Raw genomic sequence first — 24,528 nt, forward strand, 5'->3', positions numbered from 1 at the left:
AAGGCTTGGGCGATAGTCTTGCCTGGTGGGATGAGTTCGCAATATCGCTATGCCTGCCGCACTGGGCATCAACTACGAATAGCCGACAGCCCACCTTCCAGTACGTAGACGTCGAAGCCCTGCTGGCTGAGGAGAAAGGCGCAGGTGGCGCTGCGCTGTCCCGAGTCACAGTAGACGATGTATTTCTTGCCCTTGTCGAGCTCGGGGATGGCTGCCCGCAGCTGATTCTGCGGGATGTTGAGACTGCCGCGCAGGCCGTTGTGCTCGAATTCCCGGCGGAACCGCACGTCGATGCGCACCGCCCCGTCGGCGGCCATCCTGGTCAGGGTCGGATAGTCGATCCACTGCAGCAGCGGCGCCTCCAGCAGCTGCAGGAAATCCTCCTTGGCCAGGCGCATCAGTTTTCCATTGGTCAGCATGGAGACATTGGCATTGCGTACCGAATCGGTGATCAATGCCTCCTCGCCAAAGCTGCTGCAGGGGCCGAGTTCGGCCAGTACCACCTCGCCGGTGTCGGAGGGAAGGGTGACCCGACAGCGGCCCTGCTTGATCACGTAATAGTAGTCACCGGGATCGCCGGTCTTGACGATCAGGTCTCCGGCCCGGGCCTCGACCTCCTCCATGCGCGAGAACAGATCCTGGATGTTGGCCGCGGGCAGCCGGGTGAAGGCGGTGGTCTGCATCATCGACATCATCCACTCGCTCTCCTCGGCACTGGGACCGCCGGCGGGTTCGGGATGACTGTTGATGGAAAACTCCGGCGAGAAGTGTCCCCAGGCGAGCAGGCGCTCCAGCAGTGCCGAGTCGAAGCGGACCACGGTTGCCGCCTGCGACACCACCACGCCGCGGTAGTGGCGTGGTTTGCGACTGGCCAGCGCATGCAGCCCCCGGTCGGAGCCGGCGGATACCCGGATCTCCTCGCCCTCGGGCGAGGTGAGGCAGAGCTCCCCGGACATCAGGAAGAGGCTGTCCGGATCATTGTCCCCGATATTGAAAACCTGTTCGCCGTGCAGGTAGCGCTCGACGTGGGCCTGCTCCGCCAGATAGAGCAGATTGTCCTCATAGAGGGCATTAACCGGAATCAGGGTGCGAAATTTATTGAGATCCAGTTCCATAAACCATCCAGAAAGCCTCAGTGGAATGCGGTTTACACTACGAGAATAGCGCCTGAGGGGCAAGCAGAATTGAACTGCCCACGGTTTCCGTCGCTACCCTTTCTGGTGTAATATTCGCCCTCCGTTTCGTTCGAGGTAGACCATGCAGGATCTCAATCCCATCACTAATAAAATCAGTGAATTACGAGGGCGCTCCGAGTCCCTTAGGGGGTACCTTTGACTATGACCGCAAGCAGGAGCGCCTGACCGAGGTCCTGCGCGAGCTCGAAGATCCCGACATCTGGGGCGATCCCGAGTACGCCCAGTCGCTCGGCAAGGAGCGCGCCACGCTGGAGGCCATCGTGCTCACCCTGGACGGGCTGTACAACGGACTGAACGATACCGCCGACCTGCTGGAGATGGCGGTGGAAGAGGGCGATGCCGGGACGGTGGATTCGGTGGTGGCCGATCTCGAAAGGTTCGAGAAACAGGTCGCCGAGCTGGAGTTCCGGCGCATGTTTTCCGGCGAGATGGACGCCGCCAACGCCTTCCTGGACATCCAGGCCGGTTCCGGCGGCACCGAGGCGCAGGACTGGGCCGAGATGCTGCTGCGCATGTACCTGCGCTGGGGCGAACACCGCGGTTTCAAGACCGAACTGATGGAGGTCTCGCCCGGTGAGGTGGCCGGCATCAAGTCGGCCACGATCCGTTTCGAGGGTGAGTTCGCCTTCGGCTGGCTGCGTACCGAGATCGGCGTGCACCGGCTGGTGCGAAAATCGCCCTTCGACTCCGGCAACCGGCGCCACACCTCGTTCGCGGCGGTGTTCGTTTCCCCGGAGGTCGACGACTCGATCGAGATCGACATCAATCCCGCCGATCTGCGTATCGATGTCTACCGCGCCAGCGGCGCCGGCGGCCAGCACGTCAACCGGACCGAGTCGGCGGTGCGCATCACCCATAACCCCACCGGCACCGTGGTGCAGTGTCAGAACGATCGCTCCCAGCACAAGAACAAGGACCAGGCGATGAAGCAGCTCAAGGCCAAGCTGTATGAACTGGAGATCCAGAAGCGCAATGCCGACCAGCAGGTGTTGGAGGCGAGCAAATCCGATATCGGCTGGGGCAGCCAGATCCGCTCCTATGTGCTCGACCAGTCGCGCATCAAGGACCTGCGTACCGGGGTTGAAACGGGCAATACCCAGGCGGTGCTGGATGGCGGGCTGGATCTGTTCCTTGAGGCGAGTCTCAAGAGCGGGTTCTAGTTCAAATACTTCTAGCCGAGACGTGAAGATTGCCAAGATGATGAAGTCATCAAGGTGTCCGGTAAATAGCGGCACTTGGCTTTTTCTTTGCGTTCTTGGCGACTTTGCGAGAGATTTATAGGAAGATCCGGCTGGACCCGAATAGCAATTACTTAAGGTGAATTGCAGGGTTTTCGTCATTCCGGCGCAGGCCGGACAAAAGCGCGAAGCGCGTTGAACGACAGAAAGTCGGCCCGAAGGGTGAGCGAAGCGAATAATCCAGGAATACCGCCACCGTTAAGCAGTCTGGATGCCATCCTTAGGTCCGTAAACGGTGCATCCCTGCACCACTCCTCCGGCCTGCGCCGGGATGACGGTGGTTCTTGGCTAAAGTAAGTGCCATTCAGGCTAGACCCGATTTTTACACGCTTTCGGCGCCAGCCGATGCAGACGAAATAACCAACGAGTTTTAATCATGAGTGAACAGATCCAGGACGAAAACAAGCTGATTGCCCAGCGTCGCGAAAAGCTGGCGCAGATCCGCGAGCGCGGCATCGCCTTTCCCAACGACTTCCGTCGCAATGTGGTGGCCGGTGAACTGCACGCCGAATATGGCGAGAAGAGCGCGGAAGAGCTTGAACAACTGGCTGTGCGGGTGCGGGTGGCCGGGCGCATGATGAGTCGCCGGGTGATGGGCAAGGCCAGCTTCTCCCATCTGCAGGACATGTCCGGCCGGATCCAGCTGTTCATCCAGCGCGATACGCTGCCGGAGGGGTTCTACAACGACATCTACAAGAAAGAGTGGGATGTCGGCGACATCATCGGTGCCGAGGGCCAGCTGTTCAAGACCAAGACCGGCGAGCTTTCGGTGCGCTGTGACGAACTGACCCTGCTGACCAAATCCCTGCGTCCGCTGCCGGAGAAGTTCCATGGCCTGACCGACCAGGAGCAGCGTTATCGCCAGCGCTACCTGGACCTGATCATGAGCGAGTCCTCGCGCGATACATTCCGCGTGCGCACCCGCATGATCCAGTACATCCGTGGTTATCTGAACCGGAAGGATTTCATGGAGGTGGAGACCCCCATGATGCAGGCGATACCGGGCGGCGCCACGGCGCGTCCCTTCGTCACCCATCACAACGCCCTGGACATGCAGTTGTTCCTGCGCATTGCGCCGGAGCTTTATCTCAAGCGCCTGGTGGTGGGGGGCTTCGAGCGGGTCTACGAGATCAATCGCAACTTCCGCAACGAAGGGCTCTCGACCCGGCACAATCCGGAATTCACCATGCTGGAGTTCTATCAGGCCTATGCCGATTACAACGACCTGATGGATCTGACCGAGGATATGCTGCGCGGTTTGGCCCGTGAGATCCTGGGCGACACGGTGATCCGCTACCAGGGCGAGAGCTATGACTTCGGCCGGCCGTTCGCGCGCCTGTCGATCAAGGAGTCGATCCTCCATTTCAATCCCGCTATCCGGGCCGAACAGCTGGAGGATCTGCAACAGGCGCGTGGCCTGGCGGAATCCCTCGGCATCCCGCTGAAGGCCAGCTACGGCCTGGGCAAGGTGCAGATCGAGATCTTCGAGAAGACGGTGGAGCACCGGCTGATGGATCCCACCTTCATCACCGCCTACCCCACCGAGGTATCACCCCTGGCACGCCGCAATGATGACGATCCCTTCGTCACCGACCGCTTCGAGTTCTTCGTCGGCGGGCGCGAGATCGCCAACGGCTTCTCCGAGCTCAACGATGCCGAGGACCAGGCCGAGCGTTTTCGCATGCAGGTGGAGGAGAAAGAGGCGGGGGATGACGAGGCGATGCACTTTGATGCCGACTATGTGCGCGCCCTGGAACACGGTCTGCCGCCCACCGCCGGTGAAGGCATCGGTATCGACCGGCTGGTGATGCTGTTCACCGACTCGCCGTCGATCCGCGATGTGCTGCTGTTCCCGCACATGCGGGCGGAGTAGCTGGGGGTCTGTCGGGAGACTGACCGTAAGAGCGCCTCTGGCGCGATGGGTTGTTCGCATGCACTCGCAGGTTGGGGTGAGCCTGCGAACCCCAACGCTGTTGCAAGGCTGTACGCCATGATGTTGGGGTTCGGTCCTCACCCCAACCTACGGTCTGACAAACACTCATTTTCGCGATTTCCGCGCCTTTCGCGGTTAATAGCTTTCTCTATTTTGAAGTCTGGCGGGTATTTAGAGAAAAATCCCCTGCACCGATTCGATATCCTCGGCCACGCCCTCGATCTCGATCAACTCAACCTCCGGGTCGAGCCCTACCTTCAGGAACGCCGGCACATTGATCCAGTTGGCCATGCCGCCGATGTCGTCGTCGGGGAGGGCCTGGAGCCGGGCGACAATTACCACATCCACATAATCGGCCTTGGGCCCGCCGTCATACTGGAGATTCTGCGCCTCGGCCGCCACCTTGATCAGGGTCTCGGGAAAACCCCATAACTCCAGGATCTGGGTGCCGATGGTGGGGGTCAGCTCGGCTACCAGGCTGTCCAGCTCCACCTCGTCTTCCATCAGCTCGGGATAGGACTCGGCCCAGGTGAGAATCGGCAGGGAGCCGATGTTGTGGATCAGACCGGCGAGCATCGCCTGCTCCTTGTCCAGGTGCGGCAGGTTCTGGGACAGCACGCGGCTGATGGCGGCAATCTCCACGCTCTGCTCCCACATGCGGCGTAACCGGACGTCCAGGGTGTCGGACGTGGCCTGGAAGATCTGTTTCATGGCCAGGCTGACTACCAGGCTGCGAACCAGCTTGTAACCGAGCCGGGTCACTGCCATCTGGATGCTCTCGATCGGCACCCGTCCACGATAGAGGGGGCTGTTGGCGACCTGCAGCAGCCGGGTGGAGAGGGCCGCGTCGGTGCCCACCATGTCGGCTATCTGGTGGGCGGTGATGTTCTCCTGCTCCACCGCGTCACGCACTTTCAGGGCGACCTCCGGGAGCGTCGGCAGGGTGATCTTGTTCTCTTTGATGGCGGTCTGGAGTGTTTCGAGAAATTCAGCTTTGCCAATCATATCGGTTATTCAGTCCCAATTGGCGGGTGCGGCAGGCGGGGCGCCGGACATCCGGCGACCGGTCAGACCCGGTGTTGTTGTTATCACTGTATCGGAAGATGGCCCGGATACTTGAACCTGGAAAACGCAGTTGGATCACGATTCCATCCATCCGGGCGCATCAGGTCTCATCAAAACCGTAGGGCAGGGCGCCGAGCTTCAGTTTCGGCCCGGTGTCGCCCTGCAGGTGTAGATTATCCTCTTCGAAATTCTTGATCTCCGTCACCGCCAGCAGGTCGAAACCGCCGCCGGGAGCGGGCCGGGCGTCCACCACCTTGCCCGCGCCTTGTCCGGAGGCGCTGCCGGGTGCGAACAGTTCATCCCCCGGTACCGGCCGGGTATCCGTATCGACAGAGGCGAGGTACATGCGCCGTTTCAGCTTGCCCAGATATTTCATGCGGGCGACCACCTCCTGCCCGGTGTAACACCCCTTGGTGAAGCTGACGCCATCGATCTGCTGCATGTTGGTCATTTGCGGCACGAAGGAGTCGCTGGTCTCCCGGTAGATGGTCGGGATGCCGGCGCGGATATCCAGCAGGGACCAGTAGTCCCGGTTGCCCGGTTGTGCCTCTTGCGACAGTTGGCTCCAGCTTGTGGCGACTGCCTCCGGGGTGCCGCTGAGCTGATAGCGTGCCGGTTCGCCCGGCAGCCGGATCAGCGTGATCCCGCCGTGCTGCGCCACCTCGCCCGGCTTGCCGGGGACCTTGGAAAACTGCCGCTGCAGCAGGCCTTCGGCACAGTCGCCGGCGAGGCCCATGGAGACGATCTCATCGCTGGCGTCGCTTACCTTGACCTTTGATATCAGCACGAACATCGGCAGGCGTTGCAGCACGGTTTGGTAGGTATCGCGCGGCATCTGCAGGAAGTAGTCACCCTGATGCAGGAAGATCCTGAAATTGGCCAGCATCCGTCCCTTGGGCGAGCAGTAGGCGCTCAGCTGGCTCCAGCTCTCGGTCACATCGCGGATGTCGTTGGTGAACTGGCCCTGGAGAAAGGTACGGGCATCCTCGCCCGCCACCCGGATCAGCCCCAGATGGGAGAGGTCGAACAGGGCGCAGGCCGGAAACGAGTCATCGCAGACAAAATGGACCTCGCCTTCCGCCGAGATCTGTGCCGACTGGGATTCAAGAAAGCTTTGCCATTGGCTATTCATGTTGCTGGATCCTCGGGTGCCCTAGTGTGGTAACGGTTATTTCTTTCCAGGTCCTTAATTCTACTTCGTCAGATTCTGATGCTGCGCGGATAGCTTCCGGGTGGAAGGATTCCAAGACACGCCGTAAACCCATCCCTGGGGGCTCGGTGGCGGCATCCCTGCCGCCGACGGTCTTGGAATCCTCCCACCCGAAAGCCCTGAGGAAGCCGATCCGAATCAATCTGACAAAGTAGATTAATTGCCAGGAAAATCCTCTCTGAATCGGTCATGTAAACCGATTCAAAGGGGGAGTCAACCGGTTGTTTGATCTCCGGCCGAGCAGAATCTTCAGCATCGAAGGGTAACATACCGGGCACACCGGGTCGCCACTCCGGATATATGGATTTATGATTATCCGCACTATCCGGCGGTCAAGCGGGGATTCTCGGTTTATACTCGGCAACCGCGAGACACAGATAGGAAGCCCATGTCAGTTTTCAGAGCAGCACCAGGCAGCTTGGCCCTGTATAAGGTTCGTCCGGCCCGCGTCACCCAGGTCAGTGACAAGATCGATATCGATCTGGGGGCCGGTAAGGGCAAGCGGGTCCGACCCAAGGATATCCAGATTCTTCATCCCGGTCCGCTGAACCGGCTGGAAGACCTGGTGGAACTGAACGGCGAACTGGCGGAGGCCTGGGAGCTGCTGAGTGGTGAGGAGACCAACCTGGAGGAGCTCTCTTCCCTGATCTTTGGCGACTTCACCCCGGCCACCGCCTGGGCCACCTGGCAACTGGTGGAGGAGGGACTCTATTTCGAAGGGAGCCCGGAACAGATCCGCGTGCGCAGCGCGGCCCAGGTGACGGCCGATCAACAGGCCCGCGAGGCCAAGGCGGCCGCGGAGCAGGCGTGGACGGATTTTCTCGCCCGTCTGGAGCGGCGGGTGATAGAACCGCGGGACCGGGAACGACTGGTGGAGGTGGAGAGGCTGGCCCTGGGGGCGAGCGAAAACAGCCGCATCCTGCAGCTGCTGGGCCACCAGGAGACGCCGGTGAATGCCCACCGCATGCTGGTGGGTGTGGGCTATTGGCGTGACGACCACAACCCGTTTCCGCTGCGCCAGCAGCTGCCCTGCGAGGATCCGCGGCTGGAGCTGCCCGCATTGCCGGAAGAGACGCGGGTGGATCTGACCGCGCTGCCCGCGTTTGCCATCGACGACGAGGGGAGCGAAGACCCGGACGATGCGATCTCCCTGGAGGGCGATCGCCTGTGGGTGCATGTGGCGGATGTGGCCGCGTTGGTAACTGCGGATTCGGCCATCGACCGGGAGGCGCGCAGCCGGGCGGCCAATCTCTATCTGCCGGAAAAGATCGTGCATATGCTGCCGCCCGAGATCACCCGCCGGCTGGCGCTCGGCCTGCAGCCGGTCTCACCGGCATTGTCGATCGGCATGCGCCTGGACGCGACGGCGCGGATCACCGATGTGAAGCTCTGCAAGAGTCTGGTCAAGGTGACGCGCCACACCTATGACGAGGTAAACCAGCGCATGGACAGTGCGCCGTTTGCCGCCATCAAGGCCCTCACCGACCGTTTCCGGGCGCGCCGCCTGGCCGACGGCGCGGCCACCATCGACCTGCCGGAAGCCAGTGTGCGGGTGCGTGATGGCGAAGTGGTCATCCGCCCCATGCAGCGCCTTCACAGCCGCGAGATGGTGACGGAGGCAATGGTGATGGCCGGCGAGGCGATTGCCGGTTACGCGCTGGCACAGGAGATCGCCGTGCCGTTTGCCATTCAGCCCGCCCCGGACCAGGCGGAAACCCCGATTGGACTGGCTGCCATGTACGCCTATCGCCGCAAGATGAAGCCGTCCCGGTCCCGTACCCAGGAGGGGCCCCATTCAGGTCTTGGCCTGACCTGCTACACCCGCACCACCAGTCCGCTGCGACGCTACCTGGACCTGGTGGTCCATCAGCAGTTGCGCGCCCATCTGGATGGCCGGGTGCCGCTGTCACTGCAGCAGATCGGTGAGCGTATTGCGGCGGTTGAACCGCTGAATGGGGCCATTCGCCGGGCCGAGCGCCTCTCCAACACCCATTGGAAACTGGTCCATCTGAAGCGCAATCCGGCCTGGCAGGGTGAGGCGGTGGTGGTCGAGGTGGCGGACAACAAGGCCACCCTGCTGATTCCCGAGCTTGCCATGGAGACCAAACTCCGGCTGCGCCAGGAGCTTGCCCTCGATGCACGCCTGCGCATCGCGGTGCGCGAGGTGGATGTGGAGGATCAGACGGTCTGGTTCCGGCCGTTGGGTTAGCCACCAAAACGCCATCAACAGCCGGCATCCGACGATCCGATCTGAAGCGGCAGTCCCACACATCTCGCATTTTAAAGCGCCACTTCTTATACTGCGTCGCCGGGAGAATAATTTGGCTTAGCGCGCGGCGCATATCTTCAGTTATATTGCCTGTTCGGAGCCCGGATAATCACCATGGCCAATTACAATCAATCCTGCGCGGTGTGCCGCTTTCTGCGCAGTCTCGCCTTCAGCGCCATCGGCGGTGGCATTGCCGGCTATACGGCGCTGGGGTTTGGGCTGAGCCAGGACTATGCCATCGTTGCCGCCTTCTTCGGGGCACTGGGGCTGGTGGTGCTCACCAGCCGTAAATCCAAGAACTCCCGCTGATCGGAAACCTATCGCCACCTTGGTTACTGGGCGGCGGAGACCAGGGTGGGATTGAGCACCCGTTGTAGATCGTCCGCAGCCAGGCAGATCAGATAGCCCCGCCTGCCGCCGTTGATGTAGATCCGTTGCAGCGCCAGGATGCTCTCCTCGCAGTAGACCGGCATGCGCTTGCGGGTGCCGAACGGGGAGGTGCCCCCCACCTGATAACCGGAGTGGCGATCCGCCACCGCGGGCTTGCAGGGTGTGATCGACTTGACCCCGATATGGCGGGCCAGGGCTTTGGTCGACACCTCGCGGTCCCCGTGCATCAGCACGATCAGGGGATTGCCGTTTTCATCTTCCATGATCAGGGTCTTGATCACCTGGTGCTCATCGACCCCCAGCTCAAGAGCAGAGACTCGGGTACCGCCCCCCGCCGTATAGCGGTAGGGGTGGTCCGAGAAGTCGACCTGGTGTTGGCGCAGCTGGCGGATGGCGGCGGTGGCCGGAGTCTTGTGCTTGGTCACGGTGGATACACACTGTCGTTCGTCTGTGGATTGGGGCTATGATAGTGCAACACCGGTCCTGCCGGAATACCGCTATCGCGCTCAACAGACCCCTGGAATCACCGTCCTTCCGATGTCGCAACTCCCGGTTACCCAACTGCTGCCTGAACTCTGCCGGACCCTGGCGGAATCCGGACGTGCGGTGGTGGCCGCACCGCCGGGTTCGGGTAAGACGACACTGATCCCACTGGAGCTGGTCCGCCAGCCCTGGCTGTCCGGTCAAAAGATCCTCATGCTCGAGCCGCGGCGTCTGGCCACCCGTGCCGCGGCACGCCGCATGGCGCAGCTGCTTGGCGAACCGGTGGGCCAGCAGGTCGGCTATCAGGTCCGGTTCGAGCGTGAGATCTCCACCAACACCCGTATCGAGGTGGTTACCGAGGGGATACTGACCCGCCGCCTGCAGCAGGATCCGGAACTCCGGGGGGTCGGGCTGATCATCTTCGACGAATTCCATGAGCGCAGTCTGCATGCCGATCTGGCGCTGGCGCTCACGCTGGATGTGATGAATAACCTGCGCGATGACCTGCGCCTGCTGGTGATGTCCGCCACCCTGGATACCGGGGCGGTGGCCGGTCTGCTCGGCGGCGCGCCGGTGATTGTCGGCGAGGGGCGCAGCCATCCGGTGGAGCTGCGCTATCTGGAGCGTCCGGCAATGGCCGATATCAGTGAATCCCTGGCCCGGGGCGTGCTGCGGGCGGTGACGGAAACGGCGGGGGATATCCTGGCCTTTCTGCCGGGCAGCGGGGAGATTCGGCGCGCCGCCTCCCTCCTCAAGGAACGCCTGCCACCCGGGGTCACCCCGTTTCCGCTCTATGGTGATCTGAGCCGGGCAGATCAGGACGCCGCCCTGACCCCGCTGGCGGAGGGTCGGCGGGTGGTGCTGGCCACCTCCATCGCCGAGACCAGCCTGACCATTGAAGGCATCGGCGCCGTGGTGGACGCCGGCTGGGCAAGACGCCCCCGGTTTGATCCCAACAGCGGCCTCTCCCGTCTGCAGACGGTGCGTGTCTCGGCCGCCTCGGCCGAGCAGCGGGCCGGACGCGCGGGGCGGCTGGGGCCGGGAGTCTGTTACCGGCTGTGGACAGTGGCCGAACAGGCCCGCCTGATACCCCATCAACCGCCCGAACTGCTGGAGGCCGATCTGGCACCACTGGTACTGGAGCTGGCGCTCTGGGGGGTGACGTCGGCGGACCGGCTGGTGTGGCTGGACGGCCCACCGGCCGGGGCCTATGCGCAGGCCCGGGAGCTGCTGCAGCGGCTGGATGCCCTGGACGCGCAGGGCCGGATCACCGCGCTCGGTCGTCGCATGGTGGGGCTTGCCCTGCACCCGCGGTTGGCCCATCTGCTGTTGAATGCGGGAGGACAGGTGGATCTGGCGTTGGATCTCGCCGCATTGCTGAACGAGCGGGATATCCTCAGGCGGCGGCCCGGAGTTATCCATTCGATCGATATTGAAGAGCGTCTCCACCGGCTGGCCGCCTGGCGGCAGGGCCGGCGGGAGATTGCTGCGGAGGGGATGCTGGATCGGTCCGTGAGTCAGCAGGTGGAACGCTCCGTGAAGCAGTGGCGCCGCCTGCTGGGTTCCGATCCTGAACGGGGGCGTGGTGATCAACAGCTGAGTGTGGGCGGGCTGTTGTCGCTCGCCTTTCCGGAGCGCATTGCCCAGCGCCGTCCCGGTTCGGATGGCCGCTATCTACTCGCTTCGGGGCGTGGGGTGGTGCTGCCGGAGGGCGACCCCCTGTCCGGGAGTGAATACCTGGTGGTGGCCGCGCTGGATGCCGGCCGGCGGGAGGGCCGGGCCTACCTGGCGGCGCCGATAACCCTGGATGAGATCCGGTCGATCCAGGCGCCGCAGATCGGCAGCGGCCGGCGGATGGCGTGGGAATCCGCCAGCCAGTCCGTAGTGGCCCGGAAGGAGGAGCGGCTTGGGAGCCTGATCCTGTCCCTGCGCCCCTTGAACCGTATCGACCAGGACGAGAGCGGTCGGGCGATGCTCACCGGCATACGCCAGATGGGTCTGGGCGCACTGCCCTGGAACGAGGCGCTGCTGCAGTGGCGGCAACGGGTGATGTCACTGCGTTCATGGCTCGATGATCCGGCCTGGCCCGATCTCTCCGACGCGGCACTGCTGGATTGCCTGGAGGAGTGGCTCGCTCCCTGGTTGACCGGCATCAGCCGCAGAGAGCATCTGAAGCAGCTGGATCTGGATGCCATTCTCCACAGCCGGCTCTCCTGGGAACAGCAACAGCAACTGGAAAAACTGGCGCCCGCCAGTCTGACGATGCCGAGCGGTGGTCGCCGGAGATTGCACTATCAGGCCGCTGAGCCGCCGGTGCTGGCGGTGAGGCTGCAGGAGCTGTTCGGGCTGCGGCAGACGCCGACGGTGTGTCGGGGAACGGTCAACGTCATGCTGCATCTGCTGTCGCCGGCGCAGCGGCCGATCCAGGTCACCCAGGATCTGGCCGGCTTCTGGGACCGAACCTATGCGGAAGTCCGAAAAGAGCTGAAGGGGCGCTATCCAAAGCACTACTGGCCGGATGATCCCGGTTCCGCGGTTCCCACCGCCCGGGTAAGGCCGGGCAACAAGCGATAATGGCCGGCCATGGTCCGGTCTGTTTTCCCCTCACCTGTTCATTAAGGGCCGCGAAAAACTAAATTATCCCATCTCGCTTCGCTCTCGGCCTGCTCACGGCGTTGTGCATAGGGTTACATAGGCCCGCTATGCACCCCTTTGCTCGCCTTGTGAGCAAACCGATAGCCGTGCAATCTTGGAATACTTTATATTTACCGTGACCCTAATCAGCTGTCCACGGCACCACCACTCTGGCAATGGTTTGCTGCAGACGTCCTTTTATCCGCGCAATGCCGTCTGAATACCTAGCGTATTACTCGGGAATGTTGCGCTGGACAGGGGAAAGGGATGGTTGCAGTGTGGGTGGGACCGAGACCGTCGGGATGGCAATTGCCTCCTGTCCGGGGGTTTGGTGATTAGTCTCCGTTTATTGGTGCAGACGGGGTGGATTAAACATAATTTATAACTGAGACAAGAGGCGTTGCTGAGCTGATTTTCAAATAATACGAAATACCTGTCGCTACGGTGTAGTGGATTAACTCTATGCTAAGGCATAGGAATTGCAGTTTGCACTGGGATTCTGTTGGTGCGGCGCAACTCGTCTGATGGATAACTGCCCTTCAGAGCAATGCCGGAGGAGGATGAGTTGGCGTCGCGAATATCCCCTGTTCAACTTTCCACATAATCTAAGAGAGGGAAAAATGAAACAGCACAAGATAGAGGTGGCTAATACCCGTGGATTGACACATGTTGATCTGGAATTTGATCCGGCCTACCACGCCGTGTGGGCCAGATTGCGCTATCCGGACCGTCCCTGCATCAGCAATGGGCTCATCCGGGATCTGCAGCAGGTGCAGACCCTGATCTCATCCATCGCCAGGAAAGGTCATGAGTCCGGTGATCCGCACAGACTGCGTTATCAAATACTCAGTTCGAGTCTCCCGGGCGTGTTCTGTCTGGGCGGAGACCTGGAGATGTTCATCCGCCTGATTCGGCTCGGTGACCAAGACGGACTTGCGGATTATGCCAGGGATTGTATCGATATTCTCCACGCCTCGTTCAGCGGATATGGGTTGCCGTTTACCACCATTGCACTGGTCCAGGGAGAGACCCTCGGCGGCGGGTTCGAGGCCGCGCTCGCCGCCAATGTTTTGATTGCCGAAAAGAGCGCCAAATTCGGTTTTCCGGAAACCGTTTTCGGTATGTTTCCGGGAATGGGGGCGTTCAGCTTCCTGGCGCGCCGCATTGCACCGGCCATAGCCAAGCGCATCATTGCCAGTGGCAAGGTCTACACGGCGGATGAGCTGTTCGAACTGGGGGTGGTGGATCAGGTGGTGAATGATGGTAAAGGGGTTGCGGCCGTCCACGAATTCATTCGCCATCAGCAGGTGCGCAGTACCGGTTTCGAAGGATTGGAACGGGTAGTGGAACAGTTCAACCCGCTCTCCTACAAGGAACTGCTGGAGGTGGTCAATATCTGGGTGGAGACCGCGCTGCAGCTGTCGGAAAAAAATCTGCGGTTAATGGAATATCTGGTGCATGCTCAGAATAAACGCTGGACCCCGGAGGCAAAAACTGCGGCCAGGTTGAAACAGGCCAATACGGGATGATCGGCAATAACGGGTTACGACTCAGGGCGCGGTAAAGGGGGTTCGTGGATTCTCAAGCAATCTTGAGAGTTCGCTGATCCCCTGGTTGAAGGCCGTGCGCAGGTTGGCAATCTGATCCAGCCCCTGTTCGGTAAGGCGATCCTGTGGCAGTTGCTCCGCACTCAGGGCCTGGGCCTGCAGGCGGCTGAGGCCGAGATTGGCCGCGGAACCTTTCAGGGCATGTGCGTACAGGCTGAACTGTGCCGGATTGTTGGCCGCTACCGCCCGCGACATCTCGTCAAGCAGTTGTTCGCCGTCCTGCTTCAGCTTGTTCAGCAGCCGTTCCAGGAACGCCTGGTCCGGCGCCAGCAGGTACAGCTCATTGATGGTGCCCAGATCAAGAATGGGATCATCATCCGCTGCATCGGTTGACTCATCCGCCGCCGGCGAGGGGGGTGGTGGCGGCTGGTCCGCAACCGCCAACCGGATCACCTGATTGAGGCGTTGCGCCGAGACCGGCTTGGTGAGAAACCATTTGATCCCGGCGTCCTCACACTGTTTGCGGCTCTCGATGGTGGCATTCGCGGTGAGTATAATGAACGGAATCGAGTTCTCCGGATGGGCAAAACGGAATATTTTGAATGCATCCAGTCCGCCCAGGTTGGGCATCTGCATATCCACGATGGCCAGGTCATAGCGGCGGGTTTCCAGCGCATCCAGTAACTCCTGTCCATCTTCCACTTGCTGGTAGTGGTGGCCCGCCTGATCGAGCATGCGCCCGAGCACCAGCCGATTGATGGGATTATCCTCGGCGAACAGTATTTCCAGTTTATGCGCGGGACCGGGATGCGGCGCCATGGCGGAATCCATTGCGGCGGAATCCGCGGAGAGTATGCCGTTGGCGTCGTAGTCCGAGACCCGTGATGCATGCAGTATGTTGAACAGCGGCACTTTGTCCAGCGGCTCCTGCAGGATCTGGATCCGGTTTTTGATGGTCGGCCGGATCAGCTTCAGTTGTCGTTTGTTGCCGCCATGCAACAGCAGGATTGACGTATCCTGGCAACCCCGGTGACGCAACAGGTGATCGATATAATCAACCGTGTTCTGATCATACGGGGTCTCCTCGAACAGCAGCAAATGGTAGGGGCGGGACGCTCCCACTGCCGCCTTCAGTCGTCTGGCCGCGTCGCGGATGTCGGGACTGTTGTCAAGCTGTACGCCCCAGCCGTGCAGACAATGCGTGGCATTGGTCTCGACCGATTCATCAAGGGTTGAAATGCGCAGTACCCGGCAGCTCTGCATCAACTGCATTTCGTCCGGGGTTACCACTTTTTCCTGGGCCTGGAATCCGAGTTCGAACCAGAACAGACTGCCGCTGCCGGGCTCGCTTTGCAGGCCGATTTCTCCCCCCATCAGTTCAACCAGCTGTTTCGCAATGGTGGTTCCCAGGCCTGTTCCACCGAAGCGGCGGGTGGTACTGCCGTCGGCCTGGGTGAACTTTTCAAAGATTTTTTCCTGTATCTCTCCGGGGATGCCGATACCGGTGTCACTGACCTCGAAGCGGACGACCTGGGCCGCGTCTTCTGTTTCCCCGATCCTGGTGCAGCGCAGTTCCACATGACCGGAGTCGGTGAATTTGATGGCATTTCCGATCAGGTTGATCAGCACCTGGCGGAGATGCAGCGGATCACCGATGAGACGGAACGGGATGGTCGGATCTATCTGGGAAAACAGTTGAACCTTTCTTTTGTTGACCTGCGGCGCAAGCATCTTCATGGTGCTGTTGATCAAGGCATGGAGATCGAACGGGGTGTGTTCAATTTCCAGTTTTCCGGCTTCGATCTTGGATATATCCAGGATGTCCTCAATCAGGCGCAGCAGGGTATGGCCGGAGGTGTGGATGGTGTCGACATACTCCCGTTCCAGCGGATTCAGATGACATCCCCTGAGCAGTTCGCCGGTACCGATGATGCCATTCAACGGTGTTCTGATCTCATGGCTCATGCGCGCCAGGAACTCGCTCTTTGCCTGATTGGCCGCCTCCGCATGGCGACGCTCCTGATGAATGCGTTTGGTCAGCTTGGCCGCATAGCCGGGCAGTACGATGAGCGAGACGAGCAGTCCGATGCCCAGTGGAAGATTCTCCTGCCAATAGGGCGTGAATGCGATGACGCTGCTGAAGCCGATAACCGACAGCACACCGGAGAGATAGAGATATTTTTCACCGTAGCGGAAGCCGTTGCCGAAAGTGACCCAGAGGTAGACGGCATACCAGGGGGCTCCCAGTTCACCGGTGATGGCCAGTCCGAAACTGAAGGCCGAGACATCGGCTACGATGCCAATCACCCGGCGCAGCGGGGACTTGTCCGGCCAGCTCAGGATGGACAAAAACAGGGTGGTGGAGAGGATGATAAAGAGCGAAATGAAAACAAGTACAAAATGCCATTCCCGCAGCGCCGCGGGGGAGGAGGGTCCCGAGGCCAGGATATAGACAAACAGGGCGACCTGAATCAAGATGCGCACTGCCGCCTGTTCATGCTCGCTATCCGGCCGGTTGTTCAGTCTATGGGTAAGCCGATGAAATCCTGTCTCTAGCGCGGCAAAAAAAGAAGTGGGATTGCTATTCATAATTAGGTGATGATACAGTGCTTGTGGTGTCACCGACAGCAAATCCAGTCTATTTCGAAACATCAACGGAAGCATATATCATGGTCATGGACATTGAAACTATCGTTAAAACGGCGATTGCCAATCAGAAAATGATCGATGTGGAATCGATTTCATTGGCGACCTCGCTCCAGGATCTTGGGGTTACTTCACTGGATGCGATCACCATCGTCTACGAGGTCGAGGAGATCTGTGACATTGAAGTGCCGAATGATGAGCTGGAGAACCTTCGAACTGTCCAGGATATAGTGACGGGTGTGCAGTCGCTGCTGGCGAAAAAAGCCCAGGTATGACCCGGGATGAGACCAGCCGGGTGGTGGTCACCGGCCTCGGCTCGGTGTCGGCGCTGGGCCTCGATACGGACCAGTTCTGGGCAGCCGTGAAAACCGGGCAGAGCGGCATCGCTCCGCTGCAAGGATTTTCTGATGAGACGCTGAAGATCAGGCTGGGCGCGCAGGTCAAGGGGTTTGACGCGGCGGCTCACTTTTCCAGCAGGGATCTCCCGCTCCTGGATCGCTACAGCCAGTTCGCCCTGGTGGCGTGCCGCGAAGCCATCGGACAGGCCGGCCTGGAACCAGCCGCCCTGTTTGATGCGGCGGCGGTTATCGGCACCGGTTGTGGGGGCAAAGAGACCGATGAAATCACCTACACCCATCTCTATAAACAGCAGAAATCCCGCGCCCATCCGTTTACCATCCCCAGGGGCATGCCCAGTGCCGCCGCCAGCCAAGTGAGCATGCAGCTTTCCATTGCCGGGCCGGTGTTCACCGTCTCCAGCGCCTGTTCGTCGGCCAATCACGCCATCGCCCAGGCGGCGCTGCTGATCCGTGCCGGGGTGGTGGAGGTTGCCATCGCCGGCGGTACCGATGCACCCTTCACCTATGGGTTATTGAAGGCCTGGGAAGCGCTGAGGGTGGTCTCCACGGACAATTGCCGACCGTTTTCGGCCGACCGTAGCGGTCTGGTGTTGGGGGAGGGGGCGGGAATGGTGGTGCTGGAATCGGAACGCCACGCCAGGCGGCGTGGCGCATCTATTCTCGCCCGGCTCGCCGGCTCGGGCATGACGGCGGATGCCGGTCATATTACCGACCCGTCCGCTGACGGGGCGGCACGCGCCATCCGCGCCGCACTCAGGGATGCCTCCATCGACGCTCAGGTGGTGGATTATGTGAATGCGCATGGCACCGGCACCCTGGCCAATGACCGTACCGAAACCGAGGCACTGCATCGGGTGTTCGGTGCGCATGCCAAGGAGTTGATGGTCTCATCCACCAAGGCGATGCACGGCCATGCGCTGGGGGCATCCGGTGGTCTGGAGTTTATCGCCACGGTGTTGGCACTGCGTGACGGGATCATCCCGCCCACTATCAATTTCACCGGGCCGGGCGAGGGGTGTGATCTGGACTATGTGCCGAATGTCGCCCGGGAGAAAAAAATCCGCGTGGCGATCTCCAACTCGTTTGCGTTCGGCGGACTCAATGCGGTACAGGTGCTTCAGGCAGTCTAAATCCCGGGACTCGCCAGGTTCGACCTGTCCATGGCTCGCGCGTCTCTGGTTTACAGATGGGGATGACAGATGGCAAATGAACTCTCGCCAAGACACCAAGAGCGCAAAGTTTAACGGCAGCAATCGGTTTTCTTTGGCGTGCTTGGCGTCTTGGCGAGAGTAATAAGCCTTTACAGATCAGGGACCGGGAAGGTGCCGTCGGTACAAAAAATTGTTCGGCCGCTTTGGGCGGCCCAAGGGTATTGCAGGGGTGTTGCGGTGCACCCGGCTTATCCGGTTTTACGGTAGCGGTAGTGACCGTTGCCGAAGAACTCGCCTGACTGGGGAGCAAAGAGCACCACCTTGCAGACGGTAAAATAGTTGTTCCAGTAGCGGATATCATCCTCCGACAGCAGTGTCTCATGCAGCCGTTCGATCTGCTCCCAGAATCGACGATGCCATTCGTCTATGGTGCGCCAGTAGTTCATACCGTTGATGTAGACCCCCAGCTCGGGCGTGAGATGCCGCTGCTGATTCAACATCTCCTGATGCGGCCACACCCGCCCACCAGGAAAGTAGGCCCCGACCGGCGTCTGCCGCGCATTGAAGTACTGGGGAAACACCGGTTGCGAGACGATCAGGTGCAGAAACACCCGGCCTCCCGGTTTCAGCAGGGAGGCCATGAGGCGAAATATGGCATCCAGATTGTTCACCTGTTCGAATACCGCAATCGAGATCACCAGGTCATAGGATTCAAGGCCCAGCTCATCCGCCGGGATGTTGCTGATATCATTTTCAATCAGGGTGAGATTGGCCTTGCTGAACAGGTGGTCGCTCTCCTGTTGTTTGCTGCGTATGTAATCCGCCTGTGTCTTGCTGGCGGTGATGGTGACCACCTCGACATCCGGAAAGTGCTTGAACAGGTAGGCTTCGAAGGAACCGAACCCACAGCCGATATTCAGGATCCTCTCTCCTCCGCGGATTTCCGCGCGCTCACAGATCAGGCGAAACTTCTCGTCCTGTGCCTGCTCCAGACTGCAGCTGCTCTGCATGACCTGTTCCGGCGTATCGCCATAGTAGGCCATGGAATAGGCCATGTAGTCCCGATCCAGGAAAGACTGGAAAAACTTCAGGGGCTGGTCGTAATGAACCGACATGAGCTCATCCGTCTCTTCCCAGGTCGGGCCCTGATCGGTGGTGATTCCGAAGGCTTCGAGGGTGTGTTTTTTATCGGCTTCGCTCCGATATTCCCGATTGAAATAGCGCGTCAGGCGGGTTTCGTAGAGCTGCAGCTCAGGCGAGCCGTAGGGGTGTATCCCGGCTTGGTGGAGTTTGGTTATCAGCGTGCTCATAATTCAGTCCCGAGAAATTCATTCCTTCCTGTGGGCTGAATTATTACCTTGGGAGAGGTACTCAATCAAGGCCACAATGGTGGCATCCCGGCAATTTTCCGTATCTGCCAGAAGATTTTCCAGATGGTGAGCGGGATCCTGTTGTTTGATCCGGGTGAGACGCACTGCCAGACGATAGAGGTTCAGCGCCCCCAGATTGCCGGCGGTGTCCTTCAGTTTGTGGCCATAATCCTGGATCGATTTGATCTCCTGTCTGCTGACCGACTGTTTCAGTCCCTGGATCAATGCACTGCTCTCCTTATCAAACTGATCGATAAGTTCCAACAGGAAGTCATGCTCTTTTCCCAGCCGTTTCAATTCCTCGAGCTGGTGTGTATCGAGTGTCAGGCTGTCGTTGTGATACCGGGCCCCTACCGAGGCGGCGGGGTAATCGAATATCCCCTCATTGTGGTCCGTCTGCACGCCCGCCCTGATGATCGTTTCGAGCAGGCGCTGGGTGGACACCGGTTTGACGATCAGGTGGTCAATATCCGCTTCCTCGCACGCCCGGATTATCTGGGAGTTGGGGGAATCGAGCAGCAGTATGAAGGGGATCCAGGGTTGATTCAGATGTGCGAAACGATAGAGCTTTATCGCTTCCATTCCGGATATTTCCGGCATCTCCGCATCCAGGATTGCGAGGTCGAAATGGTGATTGTCGAGCGCCTCGAGAATCTGTCCGCTGTCATTGATCAGAAAGGTCTGATGGCCGGCATTATCGAGGATTCTGCGCAGCTTTCTGCTTTCACTGATGCTGTCGCAGGCAATCAGGATGTCAAGCGGCGGCCGCCCTTTTTCCGCTTCATAGTGGTCGAGCAACTGAACCACGTTAGGGCGATGCAGGGCGGTTTCACGGGCACTGTGAAGCGCCTTGAAGAGCAGGGTCTTGTCGACGGGGGCGGCGAGAAGCCCGGAGTATCCCACGGTATAGAGTTGCTCGGCCCGGGACGGCAGGGTGCTGCCGTAATGAATCAGGTACAGCGACTGCAGCAGGGGCTCCGTGCGGAGTGCGAGGGCGAATTGGCACTCCTCCATGTCCAGGCCGCGCTGATCGACGATGACCGTCTGAAACGGTCTGTCCGAATCTGCGGCCTCAATCAGCTTGGCAAATGCCCTTACGCTGTTGCCGACCTGGGTGAATTCCACTCCCCAGCTGTTGAGGTGTTCGGATATTTCATGTTTTCCCTTCTTGTTACCGGACAACAGAAGCAGGCGAATACGGCTTAATGACTCTATGGTGCAAGGTCGCGGTCCGCGCTCCGCTTTATTGGGGTGGGGTGTTTCCCCGGTCGCTTCGGTTGGCTGAGCGTCGCCGCTCGCTTCGAGGCCGGGTTCGGGAGCGGCTTTCCGCTGTGTGGCGACCAGGCTGTAGATGATGATCAGGCTGATCAACAGGGCGGGTAAAAGCAACCCGAGCGGGGGCTGCCCGATTAATATCAACAGGTCAAGGCTCAGGACTCCGGCGATGCCGAGGTAACCTGGTATTCCCTGGGTTTTCATGACGCCGGCTCGCGTTGTGCTGTCGTTGCTTTCCATAGCATCTGCCTACTAGTTGAGGTTTTCATGGCTGATCGACAAGTCGTCGTGAATCTCGAGTACTTTGTCCTGGTTGGCTAGAAATGCGTCCACGCAATCCGGATCGAAGTGCCTGCCCCGCTGGGCTTCCAGATAGCCCAGTGTTCGATCCAGGGACCAGGCGTTTTTATAGGGGCGCTCAGATCGCAACGCGTCAAATACATCGGCAACGGCAACCACGCGCGCTTCAATGGGAATTTCGCTGCCGACCAATCCCTGGGGGTAGCCCTTGCCATCGAAGCGCTCGTGATGGCCGTAGGCGATGACCGCGCCCGCCTGGATGTAGCAGGAGGTGCTGCCACGCAGGATGTCATAGCCGATCCGGGTATGGGTCTGCATGATGCTCCACTCCTGGCTGGTCAGTTTGCCGGGCTTCAGCAGAATGTGATCCGGTATGCCGATCTTGCCGATATCGTGCATGGGTGCGGCCAGGCGGATGACTTCGCACAGGTTGTCATCCAGGTTGAGAGAGCGGGCGATCAGGCAGGCGAAGTCGGACATGCGAATGACATGGTCACCGGTCTCCTCATCACGAAATTCACCGGCCTTCGCAAGACGCAGCAGCGTCTCCTTTTCACGATGCTGCAGCTCTTCGGTTTTTCGTGAGATCTCCTGTTCCAGCCAGCGGGCCCGGTCTTTTATGATGACCTGCTGTTTTCTCAGTTGCAGCAGATTGCGGCAGCGGGCACGACACTCATAGTGGTCGATCGGCTTGGAGAGGAAATCCGTGGCGCCGGCCTCCAGCGCCTGGTAGCGAATCGATTTGTCGTCGATGCAGGTGATGATGACCAGCGGTATGTCGGTACAGGAGGGAATCTTGCGAAACCAGCGGGTGAACTCGACCCCATCCATGTTGGGCATTTTGTAATCCGTGATGACCAGATCGTGGTTGTTGTGTTTCGCCCACTCCAGTGCTTTTACCGGATCAGAGAAACACTCCACATGTATGCTGTCATCAATAGAGAGGATCAACTCCTCAAGGATCATCAGACTGATGGTCTGGTCATCTAGAATCAATACGGTTGGCATAACCAAATCCTCAGGCATCCGGTTGGCAGAGCGAGTCGTGTGTCGCATTCAGTCCGGGATGAAAGCGGATGCCTCTCACTTATGGTCAGTATGAAGTAAAAACATACTAGGTTATTCAAAAACAAAAAGATAGCGGTGCAGCTGTTCCCGGTCGGCGGCTAATTCTCACTAAATAACTGCTGTAACAGGGTGCGAATATTGCCCGCCTCGAAGGGCTTGTCGCAAATGGCGGAGACCCCGGCCTGCTGGATGGCGGCCAGTCGGCTCTCGCGCTCTTCGCTGGTCACCATGATAATCGGGATGCTGGATTGACTGCTGTTGGCGCGGACATGGTTCACCAGCGCCTCGCCGTCCATCTCCGGCATGTTGTAATCAGTCACGATGAGATCGAAAAAGTTGCCTTCCAGCAGCTCCATGGCCTCCTTCCCGTTGTTCGCCTCGGTGAAGATTTCCAGGCCCATGTCGGTCAGGGTTTTGCGCAGGTGCTTGCGGGCAAAGCCGCTGTCGTCCACCAGCAGGACGTGGAGGCTTTCCGGATCGTAGCTGCCCAGGTTGAGCGCCTGTGGATCGAGATACTCCAGAGTCGAGCCAAGGGCGATGCGCAGGGAGTCCTGGGTAAACGGTTTGGGCAGAATGGCGATGGCGCCGGCCTGGCGAATCGGGTCCAGGTAACGGAAACGGGTTTCACTGGAGATCAGCATGAAGGCGGTATCCCCGATCGGATCGGTCTCGCGCATGCGGTGCACCAGATCGGTGCCGGTCATGTCGGGCAGGTAGAGCGTGCTGATCACCAGATCCGGCGCGTACTCGACCATCAGGTCGAGGACTTCGCGGCCGCTGGTGACCGGGCTGATACGGTGTATTCCCAGATTGTTGAGATAGCGGGTGACTATCTTCTGCTGGGTAGCGGAAGGTTCAACCAGTATCACCATCAGATCATTGAGAGTCAGCGACATCTTCTCGCCCGGCAGGAGTCCATAATGAATGGTAGCGGCCGGTATGCGCCATTCTTTATCCCGTCGCCAATTAGCGGCTCAAGTTTCGGAGTTCAATGCGCGTCGGCAGGGCGGGATACCCCCCTTCCGGGACCGTCGGAGGTAGGGATATATTCACAGCGCGTCCCGGAAAGGGGGGGGCGCCCGGCGTGCGGAACTGAACTCCGAATCTTGAGCTGCCGGGTGGTCTGCGGTGCAGGGCGCGCCTGGGCGGATGCCCAGGCGTTGGCTCTCAAGCCGCGCTCAAAGGGTGCGGTTGCTGGCCTCCCGAAACGCATCCCGGAAGGCTGCGTAATCGGTGACCACCGGGAATTGGGGGAATTCGTCAATGACATTCTGAGGTGGGCGGAACAGGATTCCCCGGTCGGCCTCCGCGAGCATTGAGGTGTCGTTGTAGGAGTCGCCGGCAGCGATAACCCGGAAGTTTAGGTCGTGGAACGCCTTGACCGCCTGACGCTTCGGATCCTTCTGCCGGATATGGTAGTCCTCAACCATGCCGTTATCGGCGATGGCGAGCTTGTGGCAGAGCAGGGTGGGGTGTCCCAGTTGGCGCATCATGGGGGCTGCGAACTCATAAAAGGTATCCGAGAGAATCACCACCTGAAACCGTTCCCGCAGCCAGTCGAGAAATTCCCGTGCCCCCTCCAGTGGCGACATGCCGGCGATAACCGCCTGTATATCTCCCAGCCCAAGCTTGTGCCGCCGCAGGATCTGCAGGCGCTGCCGCATCAGCACATCATAATCAGGTATATCGCGGGTGGTCGCCTTGAGTTCGTCGATTCCGGTTCGTTCGGCAAAGTTGATCCAGATTTCGGGTATCAGCACCCCTTCGAGGTCGAGACAGGCCATTTCCACGCGTTGTTTCTCCTGCGGCAAAAACCATTGGGAAGCATTAGTCCGATATAAAAAACGCCGCTAGGATACACCATGCCTCAGGGGAAGGGCAGCATTGATATGTGGGGTGTAGAAGGGGTAGTAATGTGTCGTATGCGTAAAAAGGTTGACGTATACGTTACCCTTGTCTATATTGCCTTTCCGAGGAGTAGAGAATGGATAAGTTGCTGACAGTTACCGAATTGGCCGAAGCGTTCAATGTGACACCGAGAACCATCCGGTTCTATGAGACTAAAGGGTTGATCAGCCCCCAGCGTGTGGGGTCTACCAGGGTCTACACTTATCGTGACCGCGCGCGATTGAAATTGATCCTGCGCGCCAAGCGTCTCGGTTTTTCGCTGACGGACATTCGCGAATATCTGAACCTGTATAACGTGGATCCGGAGCAGATTGAACAGCAGCACCTGCTGTTGACCAAGATCAGCCGTCGCATAGAGGAGCTTGAGCAGCAACAGGAGGACCTGGTGGCGACCCTGGATGAACTGCGGGATATCGAGCAGCAGGCATTGTCGAATATTAAGAAAAGAGCCGCCGCCGGCCACACCAAGTAGCCCGGAGAGCGGAA

Annotated in this window: 19 protein-coding genes; 9 read left to right on the forward strand and 10 right to left on the reverse strand. The window is 59.8% G+C overall.

The features are described from left to right. Positions 1-68: 68 nt before the first annotated feature. Positions 69-1,115: a cyclic nucleotide-binding domain-containing protein gene (locus tag O9K64_RS11835; protein ID WP_275098275.1), complete on the reverse strand. Its 1,047-nt coding sequence runs from the start codon at positions 1,113-1,115 to the stop codon at positions 69-71. A 142-nt stretch (positions 1,116-1,257) separates the two neighbouring features. Here O9K64_RS11835 and prfB point away from each other — a divergent pair. Continuing rightward, positions 1,258-2,356 (forward strand): peptide chain release factor 2 gene (prfB, locus tag O9K64_RS11840; RefSeq protein ID WP_275098276.1). Its coding sequence is split into 2 segments (ribosomal slippage): positions 1,258-1,332 and positions 1,334-2,356, totalling 1,098 coding nucleotides; the frame shifts between segments, so codons are not numbered across the junction. A gap of 454 nt (positions 2,357-2,810) precedes the next feature. Beyond that, positions 2,811-4,307 carry a lysine--tRNA ligase gene (lysS, locus tag O9K64_RS11845; RefSeq protein WP_275098277.1) on the forward strand — a complete coding sequence of 499 codons (1,497 nt, stop codon included), beginning with the start codon at positions 2,811-2,813 and terminating at the stop codon, positions 4,305-4,307. Positions 4,308-4,538: 231 nt separating this feature from the next. Here the strand turns inward: lysS and O9K64_RS11850 are convergent, their stop codons facing one another. Both O9K64_RS11850 and O9K64_RS11855 read right to left on the reverse strand, forming a co-directional pair. After that, positions 4,539-5,372 carry an HDOD domain-containing protein gene (locus tag O9K64_RS11850; protein ID WP_275098278.1) on the reverse strand — a complete coding sequence of 278 codons (834 nt, stop codon included), beginning with the start codon at positions 5,370-5,372 and terminating at the stop codon, positions 4,539-4,541. Positions 5,373-5,532: 160 nt separating this feature from the next. Next, on the reverse strand, positions 5,533-6,564 hold the full coding sequence (locus O9K64_RS11855; RefSeq protein ID WP_275098279.1) for a YgfZ/GcvT domain-containing protein: 1,032 nt from the start codon (positions 6,562-6,564) through the stop codon (positions 5,533-5,535). A 466-nt stretch (positions 6,565-7,030) separates the two neighbouring features. Between O9K64_RS11855 and O9K64_RS11860 the strand changes: the two genes are divergently transcribed. Continuing rightward, positions 7,031-8,851, forward strand: a complete 1,821-nt coding sequence (locus tag O9K64_RS11860) for an RNB domain-containing ribonuclease (RefSeq protein ID WP_275098280.1) — start codon at positions 7,031-7,033, stop codon at positions 8,849-8,851. Between the two features lie 174 nt (positions 8,852-9,025). Further along, entirely contained in the window at positions 9,026-9,220 is a 195-nt protein-coding gene (locus tag O9K64_RS11865) for a hypothetical protein (RefSeq protein WP_275098281.1), read from the forward strand. 23 nt (positions 9,221-9,243) lie between these two features. Here the strand turns inward: O9K64_RS11865 and ybaK are convergent, their stop codons facing one another. Next, positions 9,244-9,726 carry a Cys-tRNA(Pro) deacylase gene (ybaK, locus tag O9K64_RS11870; protein ID WP_275098282.1) on the reverse strand — a complete coding sequence of 161 codons (483 nt, stop codon included), beginning with the start codon at positions 9,724-9,726 and terminating at the stop codon, positions 9,244-9,246. A gap of 112 nt (positions 9,727-9,838) precedes the next feature. On the opposite strand from ybaK, the gene hrpB reads away from it, so the two are divergent. Both hrpB and O9K64_RS11880 read left to right on the forward strand, forming a co-directional pair. Continuing rightward, positions 9,839-12,358: an ATP-dependent helicase HrpB gene (gene hrpB / locus O9K64_RS11875; protein ID WP_275098283.1), complete on the forward strand. Its 2,520-nt coding sequence runs from the start codon at positions 9,839-9,841 to the stop codon at positions 12,356-12,358. Between the two features lie 680 nt (positions 12,359-13,038). Further along, positions 13,039-13,947, forward strand: coding sequence for a crotonase/enoyl-CoA hydratase family protein (locus O9K64_RS11880; protein ID WP_275098284.1), 909 nt, complete (start codon positions 13,039-13,041; stop codon positions 13,945-13,947). Between the two features lie 21 nt (positions 13,948-13,968). On the opposite strand, the gene O9K64_RS11885 is transcribed toward O9K64_RS11880, so the two are convergent. Further along, the gene (locus tag O9K64_RS11885; RefSeq protein ID WP_275098285.1) at positions 13,969-16,449 is read right to left on the reverse strand and encodes an ATP-binding protein; all 2,481 of its coding nucleotides are present in this window, start codon (positions 16,447-16,449) and stop codon (positions 13,969-13,971) included. 185 nt (positions 16,450-16,634) lie between these two features. On the opposite strand from O9K64_RS11885, the gene O9K64_RS11890 reads away from it, so the two are divergent. Together O9K64_RS11890 and O9K64_RS11895 are read left to right on the forward strand one after the other, a co-directional pair. Continuing rightward, a complete protein-coding gene (locus tag O9K64_RS11890) occupies positions 16,635-16,886 on the forward strand; it encodes an acyl carrier protein (RefSeq protein WP_275098286.1) in 252 nt (83 codons plus the stop codon). Then, a complete protein-coding gene (locus tag O9K64_RS11895) occupies positions 16,883-18,100 on the forward strand; it encodes a beta-ketoacyl-[acyl-carrier-protein] synthase family protein (RefSeq protein ID WP_275098287.1) in 1,218 nt (405 codons plus the stop codon). Before O9K64_RS11890 ends, O9K64_RS11895 begins: the two co-directional genes overlap by 4 nt. A 269-nt stretch (positions 18,101-18,369) precedes the next feature. On the opposite strand, the gene O9K64_RS11900 is transcribed toward O9K64_RS11895, so the two are convergent. From O9K64_RS11900 to thrH, 5 genes are all read right to left on the reverse strand, one after another. Further along, positions 18,370-19,431 carry an SAM-dependent methyltransferase gene (locus tag O9K64_RS11900; RefSeq protein ID WP_275098288.1) on the reverse strand — a complete coding sequence of 354 codons (1,062 nt, stop codon included), beginning with the start codon at positions 19,429-19,431 and terminating at the stop codon, positions 18,370-18,372. Between the two features lie 18 nt (positions 19,432-19,449). Beyond that, positions 19,450-20,970, reverse strand: coding sequence for a response regulator (locus tag O9K64_RS11905; RefSeq protein WP_275098289.1), 1,521 nt, complete (start codon positions 20,968-20,970; stop codon positions 19,450-19,452). 48 nt (positions 20,971-21,018) lie between these two features. Continuing rightward, the gene (locus tag O9K64_RS11910; RefSeq protein ID WP_275098290.1) at positions 21,019-22,074 is read right to left on the reverse strand and encodes an HD domain-containing phosphohydrolase; all 1,056 of its coding nucleotides are present in this window, start codon (positions 22,072-22,074) and stop codon (positions 21,019-21,021) included. Between the two features lie 158 nt (positions 22,075-22,232). Next, positions 22,233-23,030, reverse strand: a complete 798-nt coding sequence (locus O9K64_RS11915) for a response regulator (RefSeq protein WP_275098291.1) — start codon at positions 23,028-23,030, stop codon at positions 22,233-22,235. 282 nt (positions 23,031-23,312) lie between these two features. After that, on the reverse strand, positions 23,313-23,924 hold the full coding sequence (gene thrH, locus O9K64_RS11920) for a bifunctional phosphoserine phosphatase/homoserine phosphotransferase ThrH (protein WP_275098292.1): 612 nt from the start codon (positions 23,922-23,924) through the stop codon (positions 23,313-23,315). Between the two features lie 194 nt (positions 23,925-24,118). On the opposite strand from thrH, the gene O9K64_RS11925 reads away from it, so the two are divergent. Beyond that, positions 24,119-24,514: a MerR family transcriptional regulator gene (locus O9K64_RS11925; protein ID WP_275098293.1), complete on the forward strand. Its 396-nt coding sequence runs from the start codon at positions 24,119-24,121 to the stop codon at positions 24,512-24,514. Positions 24,515-24,528 lie beyond the last annotated feature (14 nt).

The sequence above is a fragment of the Sedimenticola hydrogenitrophicus genome (genome assembly GCF_029017505.1).
GTDB classification, from domain to species: domain Bacteria; phylum Pseudomonadota; class Gammaproteobacteria; order Chromatiales; family Chromatiaceae; genus Sedimenticola; species Sedimenticola hydrogenitrophicus_A.